The sequence below is a fragment of the Eisenbergiella sp. OF01-20 genome (genome assembly GCF_003478085.1).
Classification (GTDB): domain Bacteria; phylum Bacillota; class Clostridia; order Lachnospirales; family Lachnospiraceae; genus Eisenbergiella.
This window is the reverse complement of record NZ_QUES01000035.1, coordinates 25,812-48,725: the sequence shown is the minus strand read 5'-3', so window position 1 is coordinate 48,725 and position 22,914 is coordinate 25,812. Positions and strand designations below refer to the sequence as shown.

The window sequence follows — 22,914 nt, the reverse complement described above, 5'->3', positions numbered from 1 at the left end:
CCTACAGCACCTTGCTGATACGCACCGCCTTATGCATACTGGTATGCCCCGGCTTTGCTTCAAAGCAGGGCATATCCTCCACGTAAACCCGGATGTCGCTGGCCATATTCTTGCCTATGGGGACCACATCCCCCGGCTGAAGCTGGAGGATATCCTGGGCATCCAGATAGAATTCATGAAGGATGGCCTTCATTTCCACCTCTGCATCCAGAAGATTTTTCTCAATATATTTCTGACGTTCCGCCGCTTTTGCCTCGTCCTTATTCTTCCGGTTCATGGCAAACTTGTAACCGAAGCGGGAGGTCAGCTCCTCCACATTGGGAGCCGGCATGACGATATGAAGCTTTGCCTTCAGTTCATTCACCACGATCCCTAATTCCACCAAAATAACCACATCCTCCGCCGCCCCCAGCTGGAGAAGATGGGGATTGGTCTGAAGGCCCGTAAGCGATGCCTCCACATCCATGTAGCCGCCCCAGGCATCCCCGATAAACCCGGTGATTTTTTCCAGAAGATAGTGAAGCATAGCCTTTTCGATATCCGTAAAATCCCGGTGCAGCTCATATTCCGTTCCGGCTCCCCCAAGCAGCCTCTCTATCATGAAAAAGCCCAGAGAGGTGTCCAGCTCAAAAATCATGGGGGCTTCACTGTAATCCTTATTGTCCGGCACCAGGGTAATCAGGCCGAACAGCGAACGGTCGTCCAGCTCCCCGCTGTATTCCTGGAAACGCATCTCCTGGATCCCCTGGATGGATATTTCACAGTAGGATTGGAGCAGTCCGGTCAGGTATGGTGCAAGAGACCGTGAAAAACTGTCGTACAGGTTTTCCACGGTGCTCATTCTTTCTTTGGTAAACTTTTTGGGAGATTTAAAGTCGTATGCCTTTATCATTTGACCTGCCCTTTCTCTACTTCCGGCAGTGTTACAGGCGCCAGGGGATCGATTACCTCCTGCTGCCTTTCATCCACATCGGACATCTTAAAATCATTTCCAAGGATAATGATATCCACACGGCGGTTCATTTCCCGCCCTTCCTTCGTACTGTTGTCCGCGATTGGGTAATATTTTCCATAGCCCCTGCATATCAGCTTTTTCGGATCGAATCCGACGGCATCCTCCAGATAGATAGCCACGTTATCCGCCCGCATGGATGACAGCACCCTGTCATTGACCGGAGAACCGGCCGCCTGGGCCGTATGGCCGTTGATATAAACCGCCAGGATCTCATCCTCTTTATCCATCAGCATTTTTCCCAGGGAATCCAGCATGGAAATGCTGTCCTCCCGCAGCTGGGCGCTGTCCGGCCCGAACAGGAGATCGTTTTTAAAACGTATGTAGATTACATTGTCACTGCTGCTGGTCTGGGCGTCTATATTGGAGTTGGCAAAATATTCCTTCAGTTCCTCCGCCATCCTCTGCATGCTCTCCGCGGATGGGCTATCCGGCACGCCGCCGGTTTCCTCCCCTATCGTAGGATACTTTACATCCTCCGGGACCTCCTCCAGGCTCACGGCCTGCTCCATGCCCAGTTTTTTCTGCATGGCAGCCGCAATCTGTTCCAGCTTGGTAATATTCACATTGGAAATACTATACAATAAAACGAAGAAGGTCAGCACCAGAGTGATCATATCCGCATAGGTATTCAGCCACTCCTGGCCGCCGCCCTCCTCTTCTTTTCTTCTCTTCATATTCTTCTTATCCTTACGGAATCTGTCTGTACATAACCGGTTATTTCCCGATTTCCAGTGCCTTCATCGCCATGCTTTTGGCAATATTCAATGCAGTAAGATTAGCTTCATAGGCTCTTGAGGCCGCCATCAAATCCACCATTTCCTCCGCGCTGTTCACATTGGGCATCATCACATAGCCGTCCGCATCCGCATCCGGGTGCTCCGGATCATAGACCGGTACAAACGGGTTCCCGCTTTCTACCACCTGTTCGGCATAAACCCCGCCCCCATCTGTCTTATTCACCGCTTTATCCAATTGTGCTTCAAAGCTCATGGTATTTTCCCGAAGCACCACCTGCCTCCTGCGGTAAGGGCCGCCGTCCTCGGTTCTGGTGGTGTTCTGGTTAGCTATATTCTGTAATATTATATCCGTACGGAACCGTTCCGCCGTCAATGCGGAACCGGTTATATTCAATGAATCCAAATATCCCATTAATATCCCCTTCGCTTTCTACTGCTTTCCGGCATTATTGATCACATACCGCAGCGTGGAAAATTTCTTTGCCATACGGCTGGTGAGTGTGGAGTATTCCACATACGTTTTCCAAAGGGATAACTCCTCAGCCTCCACCTGGACATTGTTCCCGTCCGCCCTGGCCTGCGCGGCCCCGTCCTCGGTCACCACGGTTTCATACGTCCGGACCGGTTTTCCCCCATCCTCCGCTTTTTTCAGCACTTCTTTAAATTCCACCTGTTTTGCCTTATAGCCCGGTGTCTCCACGTTGGCAATATTATGGCTGATAACCTGCTGCTTCTGCCAAAGCGCATCCATTCCGCTGCTTAATGCTTTTACTGACGGGTCTTCCCAAAAGGCCATACCCTGTTCCCCCTCCGCGCGTCACTCAGCTGACGCTGTTTTCTATCCGAACCTGCTTATCCGCCTGCACAAATACTTCCTGAAGTTCCTTTATCATAGGCAGGATTTCCTTTACCGGCCCTGCATCCTTGCGGATGTTTGTCTGTATGATCTGATAATGGAAGAACTCATACAGAGAGGCCAGCTTGTCCGCCACCTCATACCGGTGATCCAATGTCACTGTCAGGTGGGTGAGAATTTCCTGCGCTTTCTTAAACGCTGTATTACAGCCTTCATAATCCTTATTTTCCAGACAAACCAGCCCTTTCCCGAGACGGTTTTCAAGCTCCGAATACAAGAGGGAAACCATATCTCCCTGGGTCATGGTCATAACTGACTGCTGTTTGTATTTTTCATATGGGTTCTGCATTTTGCCGCTCCTTTTTCTTACCGGTTCCGTCAGCCGCCTGACGAAAACTGCTGCGTCAGCCAGGAACTCTGGTTGTTCAGATTGGAGATCGCCTGTTCCATGGCGGTAAACTGATTCCAGTAACGCGTCCGCTCCGCCTCATACCTGATGTTCAGATTGGAAAGCGTATTGCTCACATTCTTAAGCTGCTGATAAAGGCTGTTGTCCGTCGTAAGGACCGCTTTCGTCCCTGCATAGGAAACAAGGCTTCCCGGACTTCCTGTGCTCACATTGGCAGCCGCCTTCACCGCCGTGTCCAGCAAAACGCCGATCCCTTTTTCCTTATCCGTCATCAGCTTCTGCACCCCTTCCAGATTGGTGCTTACCGCTGCCTTCAGCTTACTTTCATCCAATATCAGTTTTCCGTTGTCCCGCCAGCTGTCCGAGGTTTCAATTCCCATATCATACAGAGCCAGGCCCGCACCATCCACAGACTGGTAAAGCGCAGTCCTCATATCACTTAAAAAGGAGCTGATATTGGAATCGTTCCTGAGAAGTCCTTCTTTGGCCTTTTCCTCCCAAAGCTCCACTTCCCTGTCACTCATGGCTTTTCTCTGCTCTTCCGTCAAAGGGGCGTATTTCTTATATGTGGCACTCTCACTGATACGGTCATTGAGCTGCTCAATCAGCTTATTATAATCCTCGACAAAGCTTTTAAACCCTTCTACTATTTTATCAGTATCCTTATTGGTAGTCAAGGTAATTGGGCCGCTGGAAGTATCTGTAAGTTCCAGGGTAATCCCCTCTATTTCAAAGCTGTTTGTGTTTCTCTCCACTGTTTTTCCATTAACTGACAGCTTCGCATTTTTCCCTTCCGTTATGTCGGCGGCAGCCCCGGCAGTTCCGAAAGTAAGAGTGTCTGTGCCGAAAAGAGTTTCAAGCAGTTTTTTACCGTCCCCCTCCCCTGTCACACTGCCGGCAGAACCAATTTTGACGGATCCGTTTTCAAAGGAAATATCCACCCCGGCGGCTGACTGCACCTGATTGACCAGCCATTCCACTGTCTGTCCTTGTGCCGCAGGATCATCAAAATCAATGGTTACCGACTTCATGACGGAAGAACCCGGTGTTTCCGGCTGGGTGCCGGTGAAGGTTATTTTGCCTGAGAATCCCAGTTCTCCCAGGGTAGACTGCATATCGGGCTTCTGTGTGTTCGCTTCCGTAAAGCCCAGCATGGAGGTAATATCCCTGTTGCAGTTCTCTTCATTGAAGCTCACCAGATGGTCTGCGGAAGAAAGCACCGCCCTTGTCGGGGAATCCTGGCTGTCAAGTGACAGAACGATTTTGCCGGCGCCGAATTCTTCTTCCAGCTGCCGGTTGATCTCCTCCACCAGATCATTCATGGTCCAGTCCGTACTGTCCGCAGTTACTTCTCTCTTTACGATGATATCCACATCTTTTCCGTCCACATTCAAAGAAAAGATATGGGGGGTTCCGCCGTTTATCCCACCCAGAACGGCATCCCTGAGATCGGCATTGATTTCTTCCGCGGACACCAGATTCCCGCTGCTTTTTACCCCGTCCAGGCTTCCTGTCACCGAATCCCCGCTTTTTACGCCGAACATTGCCGTCAGCAGGTTCCCTGCGGTCTGTTCCAGGCTGATATTGGAAATATCACCGGTTGTCTTAGATTCCATAATAAACTTATCTTCTATGGAAGAATAAGAAACCCTGACACCGGCTTGGGAGGTATTGATTTTACTGATCACATCACCCAGGGTGCTGGAGGATGTAATCCCGTTTATTTCCACACCGTTAATAGAAAATACGAACTCTTTTCCCTGAAGGGCTGTTGCTAACGGAAGGGAATCCAGGCTGGTATTATAATCCAGCTTATTGGATGCTTCATTCCGGAATCCGAGAAGAGAAAGAACTTTCGTGCTTCCCTCCGCATCCTCCATGTACAGCTTTCTGGAAATATCCACAGGAACATAGCCGCCCGCTCCGTCCTCCTTCGGCACTGCACCGCCTTTCCCTCCGTTCAGGGTTTCCTCCCATTTCAGCTGGGTCAGGTTCAGGCTGGGTGTTCCGGGATGTGCCGGGTCCTTATCCAGCTGAAAACCTGCGGCCGTACCGAAAGCCCGGTACATGCTGTCGTTCAGGTTATTTATGGTTTCCTCCAGATCCTGTCCGGCATCCCCGGTATTGCCTTTTTGAAAGGTTATTGTCCGGCGTACCCCGTCCAGTGTCATTTCAAAGGAATAAGAGTCCTCCGTAAACAGGCCGGGATCTATGGTAGTGCCTTTCAGTTCACCGCTCACCCTGCCGCCTGATGTTACCGTACAGGCACTTGCCAGCTGGCTGATGCTGTCAATATTCACCTTTCCTGCCGCATTGGAGGCGGCAGATATCACCTTAATGGCGCTGGTACTGCTGGAAGCACTCATCGTGTTATAAAAAGCATTGCTTAACAGGTTGGTATTGGCGCTGCTGTAAAAAGAAAAATATTTGTCATGGAAGGTATTGATATCCGTAATAATTCCCCGGACCATCTCCTGCTTCCATTCCAGCTGCTGTTTCAGTCCTGTCTGTTTGTCTATCTTAGACTGGGTGCCGGAAAGCATTTTTTCCACAATGCTTTCGGTATCCATTCCGGATGCAAGCCCGGCAACCCGGTTCCCGCTCACTGTATTGATTGAAGATGCCATACCGCCCTCCTATTTCCTGCTGTCATACAGGACACCCTTGGATGCCCCGTAATTCATCTGGTTCAGGTACCCCGCAAATTTGGAGTCCGTGTTGTTTCTTCGAATGGATTCCTGGAGCCTTTTCCGGATATCCTGAAAATTCCTGTGCAGAAGCCCGTTCAAATCCTGGATTTCCGCAAGGAGCCGGTTCACGGACTGGCACAAGAGAAACAGCTCTTTTTCTTCCTCCCTGAGCAGGGAAAAATCGGCTCCGCACTGAAGGATAGCCTGCAGCTTCCCTTCCTGCTGCCCCACTTCTTCACCATACGTGCTGCAGACAGCCCTGCATTCTTCCGTCATCACATCGATCCGGGCCGCCAATGCTTCCCTCTGCCCAATCCCTGCTGTTATCCGTTCCACATCCTCTTCCCTCAGTCCCGTAAGCTCCCGTGTGATCTGCAGATATTCTTCGAAAAGCTGTTTTCTCTCCTCTGTCAGCTCCTTCAGCTTATGTATTGTCTGATTCTCCATCCGGCCCGTCCTTTCCCTGTGCTCTATCCGTTTCCTGACGGGCATATAAGCTGCGGGATAACTGGAATACCTTCAGCAGATCCACCTTATCCGACGCTTCCTTATTATTTTCCACCGTCAGATACAGCTCTTTCCTGGATATCTTCATATCCTCCGGTGCGGAAATCCCCAGCCGGACCTTATCCCCTTTCACATCCGCTACAAAAATCTCGATGTCCTCTCCGATTTTAATGGATTCCCCTTTTTTGCGGGACAGGATCAGCATGATTCCCCACCACCTTTCGACGCGAAGATCGGCCGGCGGATCGGATAATCCTGATCCAGGATTACCTGCATGCCCAGATTGGTTTTATGGTTGATGATTACCGGACTTTTCAGGTTAACAGTGGATTCACGGAAGGTATCACCAATTACAGCGATCACCCAGCAGTCCAACTCATCCTTCGGTACAGCCTGCAGGGTAAACAGGACATCCTGCATGACCATCGGTGCATAATCCGGACAAACCTCCAGAGGGTTAAGCAGGATAAAACAGATGCTCTTTAGTTCAATGGACTGCAGCCAGCATATCCCGTTTCCCATATTGGAATCCGTCACAAGGACATACTGGGTATAATCCTCAAAGCCGAACACAGGCTGTTTAAAGGTTATAATATTCTGTTCTTCCACATCAATGATGCCAAAATCCCTTGTCTCTATTTTCAACTGCCCATTCCTCCTGTAGCCTTCTGCACCCCCGCGTCTTTTCAGGACAATCCGTCCCCTTCCTCAAAATCAGGGGCGGCACTGGGCGGCACATACATAGGATCCCCCATGTATTCAATCTCCACTCTGGGATACTGTTCCACACTGATGCGCAGCTCCCCGGGTACATAAACGGCTTCCTGCCTGTCCGTCTGCGGATCAAATTCGATTTGGGAAGGGGTATAATCTATGGAAAGACTTCCCGGATCCCAGCTGATTTCCGGCCCCGCTGCCGGAAGAAATTCAAAACCCGTGGTAACCTTTGTCTGTGCCATCATCTGGTTCTGTACGATTCCGGGGATTGTCACCCCCTTCTGAATCTGCATCATCTGGTTTCCCATCTGTGCATAACGTCCGGCGGCATCCGCTGCCGCCTGCTTCCCGAACACCGCCGCATCCCGGTTCAGCGAACGGGCTGTCTTAAAACCCAGGCTGTCCCTGGCGGCCGATGTATCCATATTTACCTTTATCGTTTCCGACTTCATATCCAGACGGGACGGCGTCCGTATGATCCCCACCTCCGGCTCCGGAAGATGGCTTTCCAGACGCGCCTTCTGGGAAGACATGGAAAGCTTGATAGGTGTTGTGGTAATCTTAAGCACATTCATCCGAATGACCTCCTGTTTTCCACTTACTACTTCATAAAATCAAAAATAGAGGGAGGAATCAGGCTGCTCCCCAGCTGAAGCGTAACCATCCAGGCCGCTTCATAAGCCTTATTGTTAATGGATTCCCCCGCCAGATCCACCGCTTCCAGATCCTTCTGCCTCTCTTTCAGGTTAACCAGACCGCTTTCCAGCCGGTCCTGGGCCCGTTCCAGAAGTGTTTCCCTCGTACCGATTTCTGCAGTGGCAATGGAAATGTTATTCTGCTTTTCCTTTAAATACTCCAGCGTATCCATAGCATCCTGCGTGTTTCCGCCGCGCAGCTGCCCTTCCAGTTTGGACAGAAGGCTGTATATATTATTGGGCTGGCCGTCCTTCATGCCATAGCCGAGGACATCCACACCCGAGGTGGAAATCTTCACTCCGGTTTTTGCATTCACCACACCCGAACCGTAAGCACCGAAGCCCACATCCAGATAGACCTCTTTGTTATTGTCAAAATAGGTATCGGGATCGTTTTTGTCGTAATCATCCACGGCTTTTCCGTTAAAAAGGAGCTTTCCTTCTTCCACCGTAAAAGGCGCCTGCGCATTGCCGGATCCGGAAAACAGAAATTTATCTCCGTATCTGGCATTCATGGTCTGGAGGATTTCCTCATTCAGGCCATGCAGTTCCTCCGCAATGGCATTCAGGTTCTCCTGATTGGTCACGCCGCCTGCTTTCGTTGCCTTTTCAAAAACAGTCTGCAGAATGGAATTGATGGACTGGATATTTTTATCCGCCGTATCCAGTTCCCCCAGCGCGCTTTTTACCGTTCTTACATGCTCTTCGCTCATGGCAATCTGATCCCGTACGGCAAAAGCTTTTGCCGCCCTCGCCGGATCCTCCGATACATGGTTATATTCCCTTTCGGAGGCAAGCTTCAGGTTGGACTGTGCCAGATTGCTGATATTGCGCTGAAGGTTCCTGGTATAGGATCCTGTCAGCATACTTTCCGTAATTCTCATTCCGCCCTTCCTCCTGCGCCCAATGCGCGTCCTGCCCTCATCAGCGTCCTACCAGGCCCATCTGATTGATTATCATATCCAGCTGCTCATCCATGGTGGTCATCAGCCGTCCCAATGCCTGGTAAGCCTTATTATAGGTCATCAGGTTAATTCCTTCTTCATTCATAGATACCCCCGATACCCCCTGCCTCTCCTTTTCCACGCTTTCCGCAATAGCAAGCGAGGCATTCATTCTTGCTTTGGTCGTCTTGATATCACTGCCCAGGGTATCTGTGTAATTCGTGATAAACTCACTGAAATTCCCGGTAAACTGATACTGTTTCCCAAAAGTCCTCTCCCCTGTCAATCCGGTTTTCAGATTCATGATATCGGTATTGTCCAGCGTTCCGTCCGGATTCTGTTCCCGGATAATATAGGAAGGGTCCTCCGCCCACGCCGTGCTTACGGATATATTTCCCGCCCTCAGCGGCCCTCCGCCCTCCGCTTCGATCAGGGTCTTGAAAACCGCCGTGCCGTCGTCCTCGTGGATCGTACCATTCATCAGTTCACCAAACGCCGCCGCGAAATCATCCAGCTTCTGCTGGTAGTAGGGAATACCGGCATTTCCGGGTGTATTTCCTGTAATCACGTCTGTAAAGGCCTTCAGCGCGCCTGTTTCCATATGCATACCGGAATCATCGCTGTTCCAGGTAAGGGTTACCCCATCCTGTCCGATGCGGATTGCATCGTTGGTAAACTGGTTACCGCTGGAATCCACCACTGTTTTGCCGTTAAATTTTACCTGGATCCGTCCGTCACCGCCTTCTGTCACCGAAACCTCCCCATAGCGGGCCAAATCATCCAGAATGACATTCCTCTGATCCAGCAGATCATTGGGTCCATAATTCACTCCATCCAGATCGTCATTCACAAACACCTCATGGACAATGGATTTATTCAGCTCTGCCAGCTGTTCCAGCTTATTATTGATATCTTTTACCGCAGCTGCCAAATCGTTCTTCTGCTCCTGCATGGCATTCTTTAGTTTACCGTCGTATTCATTCAATATATGAGTGATGCTTTTCACTGCATTGAGGGTAATATTGGCATTGGTTTCCTGGTATGGCTGCGCACCAAAATCCGCCAGAGCCTGGGAAAGAGTGGTGAGGGCATCCTTCATCCCGGTTCCTTCTGTTTCCGGATCGCTGATAATTCCCTCCAGTTCCTGCAGAATAGCGGTCCTCTGGTCATAATAGCCCACATCGCCGTACTGTTCCCGGAATTTGCTGTCCAGATATGGATTCCTTATCTGGGCCACTCCCAGCATGTCGACCCCCTGCCCTGCCAGCGGTATGGAGCTTGTCTGAAAACCTCCCGTGCCGCCGTATACCTGTACGCTCACCGTATCCAGCCGCTGCCTGGTATAGCCCTTGGTCTGCATATTCGTGATATTGTTACCCACGATATCCATAGCCTTCTGGTTTACCATCAGGCCCCTTTTGGCTGTTTCCAGCCCCATAAATGTCGGTCTCATTTCCTGTGCCCTGCTTTCTGTGTGTGCCGCTGCCATCCATAAGGGCAGCTATATTTTCCTGACAAACCTGTTCTGCCTTCCGCCGTAATCCGGATGATACACGCCGCTGGAAGGATCCACAGCCCCCATATCGGCCCCTGTTTTAATCAGTTCGGAACGGGCGATTTCCTGTGATTTCTTATTATAATACCGGATGTTGTCAATCGCCTTCTTCAGCCTGTCGTAAAGCTGCATCCATTCCTGCCTGCACCGGGGCGTTTCCGGCCCTTTCCCGCTTTCCGGCTGGAGAAGCAGGATATCGCGGAACGTTTTCCCTTCCAGGCCATGATCCTGAAACAGCGTTAATCTCGCCTTTTCCTTATTTTCCAGCTGCTTGTCCATCGCCTGCTGCACCATAATGCTCTGTTCGATTTTTTTCAGATCACCGGAGAGGAGCAGCTCCAGCTTTTCCTGCTGGGTATCTTCCATTTTCTCAAAAAATTCCGTATATTCTGTTAAAAACGTAAATAACTCTTCCATGTCTGCCGCCTTCTCTTATAAGCCTGCCATCAGCTTTTTCGCCACCAGTTCGGCAGAAACGTGATAAGTGCCGTCCCCAATCTGCTGCTTAAGCTGCGCGATGCGTTCCTCTGAAGCCGCCTCCGCAAGTCCGTCACATACAGCGGAAGAATATACCGACGCTTCCTGCTTCTTCACCGCATCACTGCTGATGCAGATCTCATCACTCTTCCCGCCTGTAATCCCGGCTGGGGCAGCTGTATTCTTTTCCAGTTTTCTGCCGCTGTTCACGGCATTCTGATAAACCGCATATTTTCCCGTTATCTTTATATCCATTCTCAGCACCCTTTCCCGGCTTTTCCCCATTTTCCATAACTGTTCCATTCACGTTCAGTCCCGAGACAGTTATCCATCTCATCTTTCAACTATATTGTCGTACATCGTCCTGGTATCTTTAGCTTTTTTATAAAAAAATTTGGATAGTTGTTTCCCTTCCTATTTGTTGTTATAATGTATTGTGATTACGGTTCGTTTTTTCTCTCTGCGCCTGTATTTTTCCTGCTTTTCGGGCATCCCTCCCGGCGGCATGAAGCCAGGAAGCGAAGAGAGAACAAGCGCTTGGTTACCATAAATATACAAATACACGGGAGGTCACTTTACTTATGGCTAAAACCATCGTTCTTTCCAATCAGAAAGGCGGTGTGGGAAAAACTACCACTGCTAATACCCTCGCCCTTATCTTCCGGGAAAGAGGCTGCAAAGTCCTTGCCGTTGACCTGGATCCCCAGGGAAACCTGAGTTTCAGCACAGGCGCCGATACCGACGGTACGGCAACTATATATGAAGTGCTGAAGGAAGAAGTAAAATCCCGTTTTGCCGTCCAGAAAACCGGACTTGTGGACATTATTCCTTCCAATATACTGCTCAGTTCCATCGAACTGGAATTCACCGGCGCACAGCGGGAATATCTGCTTCGGCGGGCATTGGAACCGCTGGCACCGGCTTATGATTATATCTTTATCGATTCCCCTCCGGCTCTGGGGATCCTGACTGTCAATGCATTTACCGCATCGGACTATATCCTTGTACCGATGATGTCCGACATATTCAGCCTTCAGGGACTGACCCAGCTTTCAGAAACGGTTTCCAGAGTGAAAAATTACTGCAATCCCGATTTACAAATCCTGGGAGTTTTTCTGACCAAACACAATCCCAAAACACGCTTCAGCCGGGAGGTCATGGGCGCGCTGGACATGATCGCCCAGGATCTTGGCATACCGGTACTGGATACCTTTATCCGGGAAAGCGTAGCCCTGCGGGAAGCCCAGTCCATCCAGCAGTCCGTTCTGGACTATGCCCCGGCCTGCAACGCCGTACTGGATTACCGGACGCTGGCGGACGAGCTTCAGGAAAGGGGGCTGTAACCATGGCGAAAAGCAAGACCGAAATAGATAAGGAGCTCATGTACCGTAAAATCATGCCCTCTTCCTCCCGTCCCCAGCCGGATCGCCCGGAGAGCGCCGTCTCCGCCGGCGCAGCGGACAGCAGTTCTACCCCCACCTCAGCGGGAATGGCGGATGCGCTGCGGCGTTCCCTTACCACCCCGGTGCAAATACGGGAAAACAGAAATGCCGTTCTCGTAAACCTCATGGAAGAGCTTGTCCTTTCCCGGCTGGACTCCACCATCCAACGCTTCAACTGCTGCCGGTGCGATAAATGCAAAAAAGATATCGCCGCTCTGGCTTTAAACCGGCTGGCACCGCATTATACGGTAATTACGGGGGATTTGGAAGAAAAACAGAAGGAAGCGGAAGAAAAATATGCATCAGAAGTGACTGGGGCGCTGGTACAGGCGATTCTGGTTGTAAAGAAGGAGCCGCGGCATTAGCTGCGGCTCCTTCCCTTTATTTGCCGGCATACAAAGTTTTTTCCAGCTCCCTGTAAATGGCCTGACAGTCATACTCCGGTGCAAAATCTGAGGCCGCCCGGCAGACGCGTATTATGGTATCCCTGTCCGCCTCCAGCTCCAGGGCTATATCTTCCACCCCTTTTCCTTTTTGCAGCTTCTTTGTAATGAGCTTAATCAGCATCAGCTGTTCTCCGATTTCCTGTCCCTCTATTTTGCCTTCTATTTTGCCCTCACTTTTTCCTATTTTTTCACCTTCCTGCCTTGCCATTTCTGCAATTTCTTCCAGTGCTTTACACATGTCCACTTCTCCTTTCCCGGTATCTTCTCCCTTCTTCCACCATTTATCCAAATGGAGCAGTTCTCTCAGACAATCAAAGGTTTCATAAGGAATATGCCCGAACACCTCCGGTCTTTCCTGTATATATCTTTTCATCCCCGGCCCATCCGATGCCATAGCAAGCAAAGAAAAAACATATTTTGAATCGGTCCGGAAGTTTTCGGGATTCACCCCGGATGCCTGTACCAGATTCACCTTATAGTTCATCATATATGGTTTCATATCCGCAAACTCTTCCGGAATATCCAGCAAATCAAAAAGCTCCAGCGGCCCCTCCCATTTTCCTGTCCCATAATAGAAACAAATGGTTATTACCGGCGCCAGCCTGTCTTCCCGGATCAAACCGGACAGGAACTCCTCACTGTCACGGTAATCTTTATTTTTCCTATGCCAATCCGCCAGCTTCCTTACCTGCTCCGCATAAATCATGGCATCATAAAGCATTTCCCTCACCGGCATGGCAAAATGCGTCTTTTCCTGCCCCTCTACAGCGAAAACTGCATAGGTTGTCTGCCCGGATACTTTACGGATGACATCACGGTATCGTTTGGCCGATACTTGTTTCCCTCTTTTATCCCGGAAGGATATCATGGATTCTCCCGGAAGGTCCTCCAGCATATCTGCTTTCATCACCTGCTTTCCCCGAAAAAGAGAACCGTTAAACAAGTCACAGAAATTCTTCGGGTTATCCAGAAATTTCTTTACCGCCATGTCTTTATCATTTGACATATAAGCACATTACCTCCTTGTAAATTACTGATTAATCCAAAAGATATGTGCTTTATATGGATTATTATAGAGAGAATATCGATAAAAAGCAATTCCTTTCGATTAATATGAGAATAATAAAATGGAAAATATGGCTGATACAGCCTGAAAATAAGAAAAAAATAAATGGGATAAATACTTTATATCATATATTAGAGGAAAATGAAATGAAATTCTGTCCTTGAATCATTAAAAAAATATAAACACAGGTTACTTCGCGGGCATGTAATGGCATAAGGAAGGCCGCATCCTCAATGGAGTCTGCGGCCTTCCGGATTGTATCTGCTAATTACTGTAATAACTGTAAGATGGACTGAGGCTGCTGATTCGCCTGTGCAAGCATTGCCTGTGCAGACTGCATCAGAACACTGTTCTTTGTGAATTCCATCATTTCTTTTGCCATATCAACGTCACGGATACGGGATTCCGCTGCTGTGATATTTTCGGTGGTTACACCGAGGTTGTTGATGGTGTGTTCCAGACGGTTCTGGATGGCACCTAACTTGCCGCGGCTGGTGGAAACCTGATTGATGGCTGTTTTAATCTTACTAATGGCATCAACTGCACCTTCTCTGCCACTAATATTGATATCATTAATCCCTAACGCATTTGTATGCATATCCCCTATACTAAGCTGCAATTGATTATAAGAATCGTTAGTGTCACCAATCTGCAGCATCAAACCACCTTCCGAAGGAAGTCCTGTACCGCCAGCCAACGTTTGTACTGCAGCCAATAAGTTTGCCCCCGTTTTTTCACCTGCAAAATCAACCGTCATATCCGCATTCGCATCCGCCAACATTTTATTAATGTCAGCAGCTGTATACGTTTTAGCCGCATCAAGTGAAACACTTACAGCATGATCCGCACCAATAGTTACTCCTACGGGTCCATTAGCAAACGTAATAGAAGATTTAACATTACCCGCTTTACCTGCAGTTGCTGTAACTTGCGTATGATCAGCCGTTTCAAATGTTACGGCTGCCTGCTTGGGCTGTGAAGAGATTAACGTTGATACTGAATGAGCACCAGATTCACCTGTAAATTCAATATTATCATTCAAGGTTACTTTCAAATCTTTTGCACTATCCGGCGCATTGGCTGCACCTTTAATAGCATCATCAATCATTTTCTGTGTTATAACACTATTAGCATCTTTCCCTGAAATGGTAAGCGTTAATTTATTACCAGCGCTCCAAGCCGCTTCGACTTTAGACTCTCCAGCTGCAAGTGCAGTTCCGGCAGCAGCTGCAATTTCGACAGTGATACCTTCTCCACCTGATATTGACCAATTAAACGCATCCGTTTTTGCTGTTCCGTCAACAGCAACAGAATCCATAGCACCTGTTGAACCGATTCCTAATGTACCATTCAGTAATTTTATACCATTGAAATCGGTTCCATCCGCAATACGGTTAATTTCGTCTTTTAACGCAGAAACTTCATCCTGAAGTGCCTTACGGTCAACTTCATCCGTATAGGTTCCGTTAGCGGACTTAGTAGCCAATTCTGTCATACGGTTCAGCATGGAATGAACTTCCTGTAAACCGCCTTCAGCCGTCTGAACTAAAGAAATCGCATCCTGGGAGTTATCAGTAGCAGCGGTCAGACCTTTGATCTGTGCTCTCATCTTCTCAGATATAGCTAATCCTGCAGCGTCATCGCCTGCGCGGTTGATTCTGTAACCGGAAGACAGTTTTTCCAGAGATTTGGATACTGCACTGTTGTTATTTCCCAGCTGTCTGTGGGAATTTAAAGCCATAATGTTGTGTTGAATTCTCATACTAATTACCTCCATGTAATTGTTTCATCGGGAACTCCTTTTCCCTCTTGTTACGAATATGTTTGTACAGTACCAGACGGGCCCTTGTCCGGCACCAAACGGTGGGAACTCACTATCCCCGCCGTTCTACCTAAGTGATCGTACCTTGTTTCCATATCTTTATCGTGACATTTCACAAAAAGGGAGATTTATTTTGTGCATTTTCACCTATATCATCCATACAAACTCTCTTCAAAATAAAACTCTTCCAGGCACATCCCGGTCTGTTTCAGGTATTCTGCCGCCTTTTTTCCCACATACCGGAAATGCCATGGTTCATAGTCGATTCCGGTCAGTTCTTCTTTACCCTGATCGTACCGCAGGATAAAACCGTATTCCCAGCAATGCTCCCGCAGCCATTTTCCTTCCTTCGTATCGGCAAAACCGGATTCCAGTTTCCGGTAGGAATCGCTGTAGATGTCCACGGCAAGGCCCAGGCAGTGTTCGCCGGAACCGGGGACGGAAAGGATACGACGGGCCAGCTGATTGGCTTCTTCCATGGAATAACCCTGTTTCACATAGGCGGAAACCTTCCGGTTAAAGAGCATTTCCTGTTTATCCAGTGTGCGGTAGCCGGAGCAGATAAGCGGGGAAAGTCCTCTCTCCTCCATGTCGGAAAGCATGTCCATCAATGGGTCATAAATCCGTTCGTCTACCGACTGCCCCTGGCCCGGTATTTCTTTCAGTTCGGGAAAATAGTCCTCCGGAACAGGGTATTGGGCATTTGTGAGAATCAGGCACCACATATCTTCCGGTTCCAGAACAAGAGCTTCCGCCTCTTGTACCAGCCCCGCTTCTCCCGGGGCACTTTGCTCCGCCTGCCCGCGGGGCAGGACGGACTCCGAACCGGCTTTGTTTTCCGATGCGGCGGCGCGTTCCTGCTCCAGTTGGGAGTGGGCGGATATATACATAAAAATCAGGATCAGAAGGAAAGTATAGATCACCGTCCTTCTGGTCCTGACTACTCTCCGGTCTTCCGGCTTTTTCCTGCTCACGTTTCTTTTCCTTCCTGATTAACGTATTCTTCTGAGCTGTTCGTTCTGGCATCGTAAAATGTAACGATAGAGGAGATCTTCCTGCATATTGGTCATTTCACTGAACTCACAGCCGTATCCTATATAGTTATCCGGTTTTTCAACGGACCTGCGGATGGTGCATGCGTAAAGCATGGTTTCCTTCATGGCCGGTATTACAATGCTGAAGGTTTCTCCCACCCCCAGTTCTTCCTTCGTCTTGAACATCAGGCCGCCCAGGCTGATATCCACCAGCGTCACCTTAAGATCCTGGTATTCCTTCAGGGTTCCGTCGGGGAGCGGATGGGACAGGTTAAAAATAATCCCCTCGTTTCTGGTACTGATACGGAAATATTCCCTGCGCTCGTCGTTGGTCGCTTCGTTCAAATCGATTATCCGGATCAGATCATGATTGGAAATATAGACTCTTCCGATCAGTACGCGGAATCCCAGACGCGTATTATAGATCTCTATTTTGACAAACAGGTTATAACTTATTACCGGGAGTTCGTTCCTGGTACTGCTGATATCTATGAAATTAGTCTTGATTCTGTGCAGGGTCCCCATCATTAACAAATCGTTGTTTTTGGCTTTTACCACACAGGAGGAACCCACATATCCTTCCGCCAGATCAATCATACTGCTGTTTTCCCTCACTCATTTTCTGTGCTGTCTATCATCGTTTCTTTTTTTCCTGCAGAAACCAGGCCGTCCCGAAGGGAGGAACGGGGCGTTTTCCGGCCTGCGGGAGTTCCTTTTTTTTCAGGGGAGGCATTCCCGCGGGACTTTGCAGAGGCTTCCATCAGTTTTCCATAGATAGCTGCCACCACTTCGTACAGCTCTACGGGGATGTTGGTTCCCACATCCAGCATGCATAAAAGGGAAGCGGCGCTGTCGTCCTTAAAAACGGGGATCCCTTTCTGTTCTGCGATATCTATGATTTTTTCCGCCATGGGGCCGTAGCCGGAGGCGATGACCACGGGGGCGGTATCTTCCTCCATATTGTATTTCAGGGCGGCCGCTTTGTTTTTCTTATATTTTGACATCTACGCCGGTCCTCCTGTAGGGCAGGGTTTTGAAAACATCCATCAGGGAGCGGATATGATCCAGCTTTTCCACTCTGGCCTCGTTCATCAGGTATCCTTTTTCTCCGGCAATTTTTTTTATTTCGGGAAGAAGGGAGGAAAAAAGGGGAAGGTAACTCCCGGGGCAGAACAACAGGAAGTTCATATTTTTTCCGCTGACCAGGAATTCCGCTTCCAGCTGTCCGATGCCTTCGATATCAAAGGTAATCAGCATATGGATATGGCTTCCGTCCCCGCCGTCTTTTTCCGCAGCTTCCCTGTCATCCGGATCGATCCACAGTTCGGAAAAAGCCTTCATTCCTTGATAGTCCACCGGAATGACAAAATGCAAAAGGGGCGTATAGTTACAGGGGGAGGAAAGCAGGCTTGTGAGTATTTTTTCAATGCGGTCGCCGTTTAAGCTCTGCATGCCGCTTTCCTTGTCCTGTTTGGCAATAATAGCCGCCAGGGTATCCACCACATGGGAGCGCATGGGGCTGTCACCCGCTTCTTTGAAATGGCTGATATAGTCGCTGACAAGGGTACGGAGCTGATCCTTTGCCTCCCTGTTGTTTATACGCACCAGCAGGCCGAACAGGGCCTCCTGGAGAAAGGTCTCGTTTTCCCGGTAACGGGAGAGGTTGTACAGGATATTCGGCACCACCCGGGCCGACTGGGGGGAATACAGGATGCTTCCCTCCAGTTCCTTAAGCAGAGCCTGCGCCTGTACCTTCAACTCCTGGAAATGGGAGCCGTCATCCTGCCGAAAGCCTTCCGCCAGATCCCGCAGGCGGGGAGCCAGGTTTTTGCTGGCGGAGAGCTGATCCGCCAGGAAAGAAAAGCCATTGGCCGCGGAATCTTTTGCATCCTTTCTCGCCAGAATGGAATTGATCGCTTTCAGCAGTTCGGCGGTTTCCGACCGAAGCTCCGGGGTTTCTTTCACCAGCGTGCGGAGGAAATCAAACAGAGGGCCCTTAAAAAGGGTGGAGGAATATTCCTGGCGCATCATTTCGTCCACAATAGAATCAGGCCGGATCAGCAGCGCCTGGAAAAGCTGCTGGATTTCCTGCGTCACCGTATTGTTATTGACCGGAAGAAGGCTGATGATCTCTTCCAGCAATGTGATGTTTTTCAGATAATTTACCGTCACATCCGGATCCTTCAGAAGATTCATCAGCGTAGCCGCGCCCGCGTCCCTCTGGTAGATGTTATGCTGGGACAGCAGGGAGCTGCTGTCGGGGTTTCTGGCGATGTGGCTGATTTCCTGCAAATCAAAGGGGATGGAGGGATCGGTAACATTTTTATTCTGTTGGACAATATTCTTGCCGATTACCGGAGATGTCACTTTCAAAATGTCAGCCATAATTCCCGTTTCCCTTCCTTTTGTATCTGTCAGCGCATACCCTTACGGATTTCTCCGTCCAGATAGTAATAGCTCACGCTGTCCTCCTTATCCATGATCACCAGCCGGGAGTCCCCGATACCTATCACCGTCCCGGGGTAAACCTCATCTGCCAGCAGACGGGTTCTTCCCACCTCACGGATTTGTTTCGCCAATTGTGCCGCTTTGCTTTGCAGCTGGCGCTGCTTTAATTTACTCACCGAAGCTTCCAGATTCAGCCCGTTCAGTCTTTGCTGCTGGGCGGGTGTCAGGCCCGCACGGTTCTGTTTTTCAGTAAGCCAGGCCGTATTTTTTCGGTTTTCTTCCTGCTGCAGGGTTATTTCCCGTATTTCCTCCGCTGTTTTTTCGGCTTCCGCAATCAGCTGCGGAGTGGCTCCCAGCGTGACGGAGGTGGTGATATGGCTCACGGCTCCCACAGCTTTTACATTCATTTCGTTATAGACGGAACAGCTTCCTCCGATAAAAGCGCCTCTGCGTCCCACCAGCGTCAGATTATTTTCGCAGGATACCTGGGAGTTGATGATGTATTCCGCCTGGATGTTTTTACCGGCATGGATGGTACAGTCCTCCAGGAATTTAGCGGTGATATCCCCTCCCGATTCCAGAATACCGCAATGCATGCCCCGCATCCCCTTCTGAAGCTGGATATCCCCGCCTGCGATGAGGGTGGCCCCTTCCACCATGCCCATGACTGTTATATTGCCTTTTGCCCGTACTTCATAGCCTTCAAACACATCTCCCTGGATAAATACACTTCCGCTGAAATTGATATTTCCCACGGAATTATCCACATTTTGGGCCACCTCAAATACCTTTTCCACATGGAAACGTCCGCTGCGGAAGGTAAGGTTGCCTTCGCAGGCCGCCACGAGCCGGGTCCCGTCTTCATTGTAGGTGATATTCCTTCCCTGCGGGATGGCGGGCATCATCCCCTGACTGCCGCGGACCGGCTGTCCGAACACATTCATGCCGTCCTCCGGATCCGTGGGCCGGGTGATCTGGCAGACCACATCGCCCTCTTTCACGTTATGGATCAGGTTCATATTTTTGAAATCAATGCCTCCGTTTTGTTTGGTGGCATATTTCAGTTGTACCTGCCTCGGGAAAAAATCCTTGATTTTCCCGCTGCTCCCATCCTTTGCAGGCTTTCCCCGGGCAATGACAAACATCTGCCGGTAGCGTTTATTCCCGGCGATATCCCGGATTTTTTCTTCGTCGACGCCATAGATAATATGTCTGTCCGCAAGGGCCTTGCGGAGGGCTTGCTCCGTAATATCCGCCCCGCCCCCTTCCGGCTCCCACACCATCAGCATGGCTTCCATTTTGTCCGCCGATACATTCAGCTCCAGAGAAGCATCCCTGGCAACAGCGGTTTCCTCCTCCGGTTCGGAACCGGCCTCTTCATCCGGCGTCAGTTCTCCTCCGCGGCTTCTGGCATCCAGCTCTCTCTGCTTTTCCAGCTCCGCTTCATTCCAATCCTCCACGGTTTCAATCAGAGTCTCCTTTTGGGGCAGGATGCCGGCTCCGTTCTCGGTATGACCGCTTCCATGGCTCTCCCTTTCGGGATCCTCTTCCGCATACAGCTTATCGTATTCTTTTTTTTCCTGACCCTCATCGGCACCGAGGGGCGTATCCTGTGTATCTGCCCCTTCATCCCCAAGGTATTTCATGAGCAGATTATAAAGCAGACTTTTTTCCTTCATGGGGACTCTCCTTTACCGGTTGATGTGCCTGTATACCCGCCTCTTTTGTGTTTCTTATCGCAGATTATTGATGATTTCTTCGATTTGGTCAGCGGTGGTCACAATCCGCCCGTTCAGCTGGAATGCCCGCTGGGCCTCAATGACGTTCACCATTTCCGAAGAAAGCTCTGTCCCCGACAGCTCCAGCGCTCCGGACACAATACGGTTCCCGGTGGTCTGATCCGTCACCACGGACCACTGGCCGGAAAGCTCTCCGGTACGGTATCTGTTATTACCCATATGCACTAGACCCTCCGGATTATCACAGGTGTACAAGCCTATTTTTTTTCCAAGGCCCTCCAGATCCAGCAGATTGGTGTCCTGTTCCCTGCCCTCTTTATCCGTCACCTTTCTGGCAGCCAGCGGGATCCGTTTTCCTTCCCCGTCCAGCACAAAATATCCATCCCTCGTGGTCAGGAAATCACCTTCCTCCGATACGGAGATTTTAAAAGAACCGTCTCTTGTATACAGGGGCTGACCTCCGCCGTTTCCGTTCTCCACAGCAAAGAAACCGTCCCCCGTGATGGCGAAATCCAGAGGCTGTCCGCTCCGTTCAAAGGCTCCCTGCACAAAAACCGGCTGGACGCCGCTCATTTTCACACCGTGTCCGGTAAGAAGTTCTCCCGATTTCACATCCATCTGGGTATAAAGCAGATCCTGAAAGGTTCCCCTCTCCGCCTTATAGCCTGTTGTATTCACATTCGCCATATTGTTGGCGGTGATATCCAGCTCTGACTGAAAGGTCCGCATGCCGGAAACCGCCGTATAAAATGCTGTATTCATTACTACTCCCATCCGCGCGCATATGCGTCTTTTTAAAGCTTTCCGATTTCCGAAGCCGTTTTCTGGTTCATCTGATCGATGATGGTCAGCGCCTTGCTGCAGGATTGGAACGCACGCTGGATTTCCATAGTCCTGGTCATCTCTGCGCTCAAGTCCACGTTGGATCCTTCCAGGCTTCCCTGGATTACAGGTGATGCCGAAGGAGCAAGCTGTGCTTCCCCGGCCCCGAACATTCCCTTTTCATAGAACTGCAGCTTTTCGGAGGCATCCGGTACCACAATGCGTAGTTTTCCCAGCACGTCCCCCTTTTCGCTGCGGACAGTCCCCTGTTCGTCCACCTGAAAACCATCTTGCGGCCGGATGGGTCCGTTTTCCCCCATCAGCCTTCCGATTCCGTTCAGGCTCAGATACCCTTCCGCATCCATGCGGAAATTCCCGTTCCGGGTCAGGTATTCTCCGTTTTCTCCCTGAAGGACAAAATAGCCGTCTCCCCCAAGGGCCAGATCATATGCTCCGCCTGTTTGTGTAAGCTCCCCGGGCGCGAAAGAAAACGCCTGATCGGCCGCTGCCGTCAGGATCGCACCGCTTCCCATAGCGGTGCTTTTCCCTCCCTGTACCCGCAGAAGTTCTTCCTCAAAGGTGGTTTTAACCAGCCTTTGCTCCCGGTAACCGGGTGTCTTTACATTTGCCATATTATTGGCGTTCAGGTTCAATGCCCTCTGGTTGGTGAGCACGCCTGATGCCGCTGTATAAAAACCCGAAAACATAGGTTTCCTCCTATCCTTCCATATATTCCCGCAGGCTGTCCCTGAGTTTTTTGACAGCCTTCGTATGGATTTGGCACACACGGGATTCCACCACATCCAGAATCCGTGCGATATCCGCATATTTCAGTTCCTCATAGTAATAAAGGGTAATGACCAGCCGCTCTTTTTCCGTAAGGGCTTCCACGGCCCGGGCCAGTACTTCCGTAAGCTCCTGTCTGCAGAAGCTTTCCTCCGGACGCAGGGAGGTATCCGGGCTTTCCGGTTCCATCCGGCTGACATTCTCCTGCGCATCCTGCATCAATCCTTCAAAGGAAAGGATGGAAGCCCGGTTCATATATTGCAGGTGGCTCTCTATCTTTTCCGGCAAAAGGCCCATATAAGCGGCCACCTCCGCCACCTGAGGTTCCCTCATTTTCTCATGGGCAAGCTGCTGGAAGGCTTCGTCGATACGCCTCTGCAGGGAACGCGCCCGATGAGGCACCCAGTCCTGGCTGCGGACAAAATCGATCAGGGAGCCCCGTATACGCAGGAACGCGAAGGTTTCAAAACGCGCCCCTTTCGAATCATCATATCGTTCCAGACAGTCCATCAGGGCAAGCATTCCCTGGTTCACCAGGTCTTCCTCCTGTGCATAGCCGGACGCCATGCCCCTCATCTGTACTGCGGCGGAACGTACGAGATTACTATATTTAATAATAAGCTTTTCTCTCAGCTCAGGGCTGCCGGTCTGCTGGTATTCTTTCAGCATTTGGGCCTCCCTGTTTTCCGTCAACTCCGCCAACATAG

26 protein-coding genes are annotated in these 22,914 nt (G+C 50.1%); 2 read left to right on the top strand and 24 right to left on the bottom strand.

Features of this window, described 5'->3' with window-relative positions:
- Nucleotide 1: 1 nt before the first annotated feature.
- The 14 genes from DXA36_RS26535 to DXA36_RS26470 are packed head-to-tail and all read right to left on the bottom strand — an operon-like array spanning nt 2 to nt 10,905.
- The gene (locus DXA36_RS26535; RefSeq protein WP_118682286.1) at nt 2-892 is read right to left on the bottom strand and encodes a flagellar motor switch protein FliM; all 891 of its coding nucleotides are present in this window, start codon (nt 890-892) and stop codon (nt 2-4) included.
- A complete protein-coding gene (locus DXA36_RS26530) occupies nt 889-1,689 on the bottom strand; it encodes an OmpA/MotB family protein (protein ID WP_118682285.1) in 801 nt (266 codons plus the stop codon). The genes DXA36_RS26535 and DXA36_RS26530 overlap by 4 nt, the downstream gene beginning before the upstream one ends.
- Nucleotides 1,690-1,729: 40 nt before the next feature.
- A complete protein-coding gene (gene flgC / locus DXA36_RS26525; protein WP_118682284.1) occupies nt 1,730-2,164 on the bottom strand; it encodes a flagellar basal body rod protein FlgC in 435 nt (144 codons plus the stop codon).
- Nucleotides 2,165-2,182: 18 nt separating this feature from the next.
- Entirely contained in the window at nt 2,183-2,548 is a 366-nt protein-coding gene (locus DXA36_RS26520; protein ID WP_118682283.1) for a flagellar basal body rod protein FlgB, read from the bottom strand.
- A 25-nt stretch (nt 2,549-2,573) separates the two neighbouring features.
- Entirely contained in the window at nt 2,574-2,957 is a 384-nt protein-coding gene (gene fliS / locus DXA36_RS26515) for a flagellar export chaperone FliS (RefSeq protein WP_118682282.1), read from the bottom strand.
- A 29-nt stretch (nt 2,958-2,986) separates the two neighbouring features.
- Nucleotides 2,987-5,644, bottom strand: coding sequence for a flagellar filament capping protein FliD (gene fliD, locus DXA36_RS26510; RefSeq protein WP_243114750.1), 2,658 nt, complete (start codon nt 5,642-5,644; stop codon nt 2,987-2,989).
- Between the two features lie 9 nt (nt 5,645-5,653).
- Nucleotides 5,654-6,154, bottom strand: coding sequence for a hypothetical protein (locus DXA36_RS26505; RefSeq protein ID WP_118682281.1), 501 nt, complete (start codon nt 6,152-6,154; stop codon nt 5,654-5,656).
- The gene (csrA, locus tag DXA36_RS26500; RefSeq protein ID WP_118682280.1) at nt 6,132-6,419 is read right to left on the bottom strand and encodes a carbon storage regulator CsrA; all 288 of its coding nucleotides are present in this window, start codon (nt 6,417-6,419) and stop codon (nt 6,132-6,134) included. The genes DXA36_RS26505 and csrA overlap by 23 nt, the downstream gene beginning before the upstream one ends.
- Nucleotides 6,413-6,859, bottom strand: coding sequence for a flagellar assembly protein FliW (fliW, locus tag DXA36_RS26495; protein ID WP_118682279.1), 447 nt, complete (start codon nt 6,857-6,859; stop codon nt 6,413-6,415). Before fliW ends, csrA begins: the two co-directional genes overlap by 7 nt.
- A gap of 41 nt (nt 6,860-6,900) precedes the next feature.
- Nucleotides 6,901-7,506 carry a DUF6470 family protein gene (locus DXA36_RS26490; protein WP_118682278.1) on the bottom strand — a complete coding sequence of 202 codons (606 nt, stop codon included), beginning with the start codon at nt 7,504-7,506 and terminating at the stop codon, nt 6,901-6,903.
- A 26-nt stretch (nt 7,507-7,532) separates the two neighbouring features.
- Nucleotides 7,533-8,510 carry a flagellin N-terminal helical domain-containing protein gene (locus DXA36_RS26485; protein WP_118682277.1) on the bottom strand — a complete coding sequence of 326 codons (978 nt, stop codon included), beginning with the start codon at nt 8,508-8,510 and terminating at the stop codon, nt 7,533-7,535.
- Nucleotides 8,511-8,550: 40 nt separating this feature from the next.
- Nucleotides 8,551-10,023, bottom strand: coding sequence for a flagellar hook-associated protein FlgK (gene flgK / locus DXA36_RS26480; protein WP_118682309.1), 1,473 nt, complete (start codon nt 10,021-10,023; stop codon nt 8,551-8,553).
- Nucleotides 10,024-10,071: 48 nt separating this feature from the next.
- Complete coding sequence (locus tag DXA36_RS26475; RefSeq protein ID WP_118682276.1) at nt 10,072-10,542, bottom strand: flagellar protein FlgN; 471 nt, start codon at nt 10,540-10,542, stop codon at nt 10,072-10,074.
- Between the two features lie 15 nt (nt 10,543-10,557).
- Nucleotides 10,558-10,905 (bottom strand): flagellar biosynthesis anti-sigma factor FlgM, encoded by a 348-nt coding sequence (locus DXA36_RS26470; protein WP_243114749.1) that lies wholly within the window; start codon nt 10,903-10,905, stop codon nt 10,558-10,560.
- Nucleotides 10,906-11,183: 278 nt separating this feature from the next.
- On the opposite strand from DXA36_RS26470, the gene DXA36_RS26465 reads away from it, so the two are divergent.
- Both DXA36_RS26465 and DXA36_RS26460 read left to right on the top strand, forming a co-directional pair.
- Nucleotides 11,184-11,945, top strand: coding sequence for a ParA family protein (locus DXA36_RS26465; protein ID WP_118682275.1), 762 nt, complete (start codon nt 11,184-11,186; stop codon nt 11,943-11,945).
- Between the two features lie 2 nt (nt 11,946-11,947).
- Entirely contained in the window at nt 11,948-12,409 is a 462-nt protein-coding gene (locus DXA36_RS26460; RefSeq protein ID WP_118682274.1) for a late competence development ComFB family protein, read from the top strand.
- 16 nt (nt 12,410-12,425) lie between these two features.
- On the opposite strand, the gene DXA36_RS26455 is transcribed toward DXA36_RS26460, so the two are convergent.
- The 10 genes from DXA36_RS26455 to DXA36_RS26410 all read right to left on the bottom strand — a co-directional run bounded on the left by DXA36_RS26455 (nt 12,426) and on the right by DXA36_RS26410 (nt 22,876).
- Nucleotides 12,426-13,496, bottom strand: coding sequence for an Rpn family recombination-promoting nuclease/putative transposase (locus DXA36_RS26455; protein ID WP_118682273.1), 1,071 nt, complete (start codon nt 13,494-13,496; stop codon nt 12,426-12,428).
- Between the two features lie 328 nt (nt 13,497-13,824).
- Nucleotides 13,825-15,318 carry a flagellin N-terminal helical domain-containing protein gene (locus tag DXA36_RS26450; RefSeq protein ID WP_118682307.1) on the bottom strand — a complete coding sequence of 498 codons (1,494 nt, stop codon included), beginning with the start codon at nt 15,316-15,318 and terminating at the stop codon, nt 13,825-13,827.
- Nucleotides 15,319-15,530: 212 nt separating this feature from the next.
- Entirely contained in the window at nt 15,531-16,352 is an 822-nt protein-coding gene (locus DXA36_RS26445; protein WP_118682272.1) for a M15 family metallopeptidase, read from the bottom strand.
- Nucleotides 16,353-16,370: 18 nt separating this feature from the next.
- The gene (locus DXA36_RS26440) at nt 16,371-17,009 is read right to left on the bottom strand and encodes a PilZ domain-containing protein (protein ID WP_118682306.1); all 639 of its coding nucleotides are present in this window, start codon (nt 17,007-17,009) and stop codon (nt 16,371-16,373) included.
- Nucleotides 17,010-17,023: 14 nt separating this feature from the next.
- Nucleotides 17,024-17,416 (bottom strand): EscU/YscU/HrcU family type III secretion system export apparatus switch protein, encoded by a 393-nt coding sequence (locus DXA36_RS26435; RefSeq protein ID WP_118682271.1) that lies wholly within the window; start codon nt 17,414-17,416, stop codon nt 17,024-17,026.
- Nucleotides 17,403-18,797 carry an antitoxin gene (locus DXA36_RS26430; RefSeq protein ID WP_118682270.1) on the bottom strand — a complete coding sequence of 465 codons (1,395 nt, stop codon included), beginning with the start codon at nt 18,795-18,797 and terminating at the stop codon, nt 17,403-17,405. The genes DXA36_RS26435 and DXA36_RS26430 overlap by 14 nt, the downstream gene beginning before the upstream one ends.
- A gap of 29 nt (nt 18,798-18,826) precedes the next feature.
- Entirely contained in the window at nt 18,827-20,539 is a 1,713-nt protein-coding gene (locus DXA36_RS26425) for a DUF342 domain-containing protein (protein ID WP_118682269.1), read from the bottom strand.
- Nucleotides 20,540-20,593: 54 nt separating this feature from the next.
- Nucleotides 20,594-21,361, bottom strand: a complete 768-nt coding sequence (locus DXA36_RS26420; RefSeq protein ID WP_118682268.1) for a flagellar hook-basal body protein — start codon at nt 21,359-21,361, stop codon at nt 20,594-20,596.
- A gap of 32 nt (nt 21,362-21,393) precedes the next feature.
- Nucleotides 21,394-22,128: a flagellar hook-basal body protein gene (locus DXA36_RS26415; RefSeq protein WP_118682267.1), complete on the bottom strand. Its 735-nt coding sequence runs from the start codon at nt 22,126-22,128 to the stop codon at nt 21,394-21,396.
- Nucleotides 22,129-22,138: 10 nt separating this feature from the next.
- Nucleotides 22,139-22,876, bottom strand: coding sequence for a FliA/WhiG family RNA polymerase sigma factor (locus DXA36_RS26410; RefSeq protein WP_330425104.1), 738 nt, complete (start codon nt 22,874-22,876; stop codon nt 22,139-22,141).
- Between the last annotated feature and the right edge of the window lie 38 nt (nt 22,877-22,914).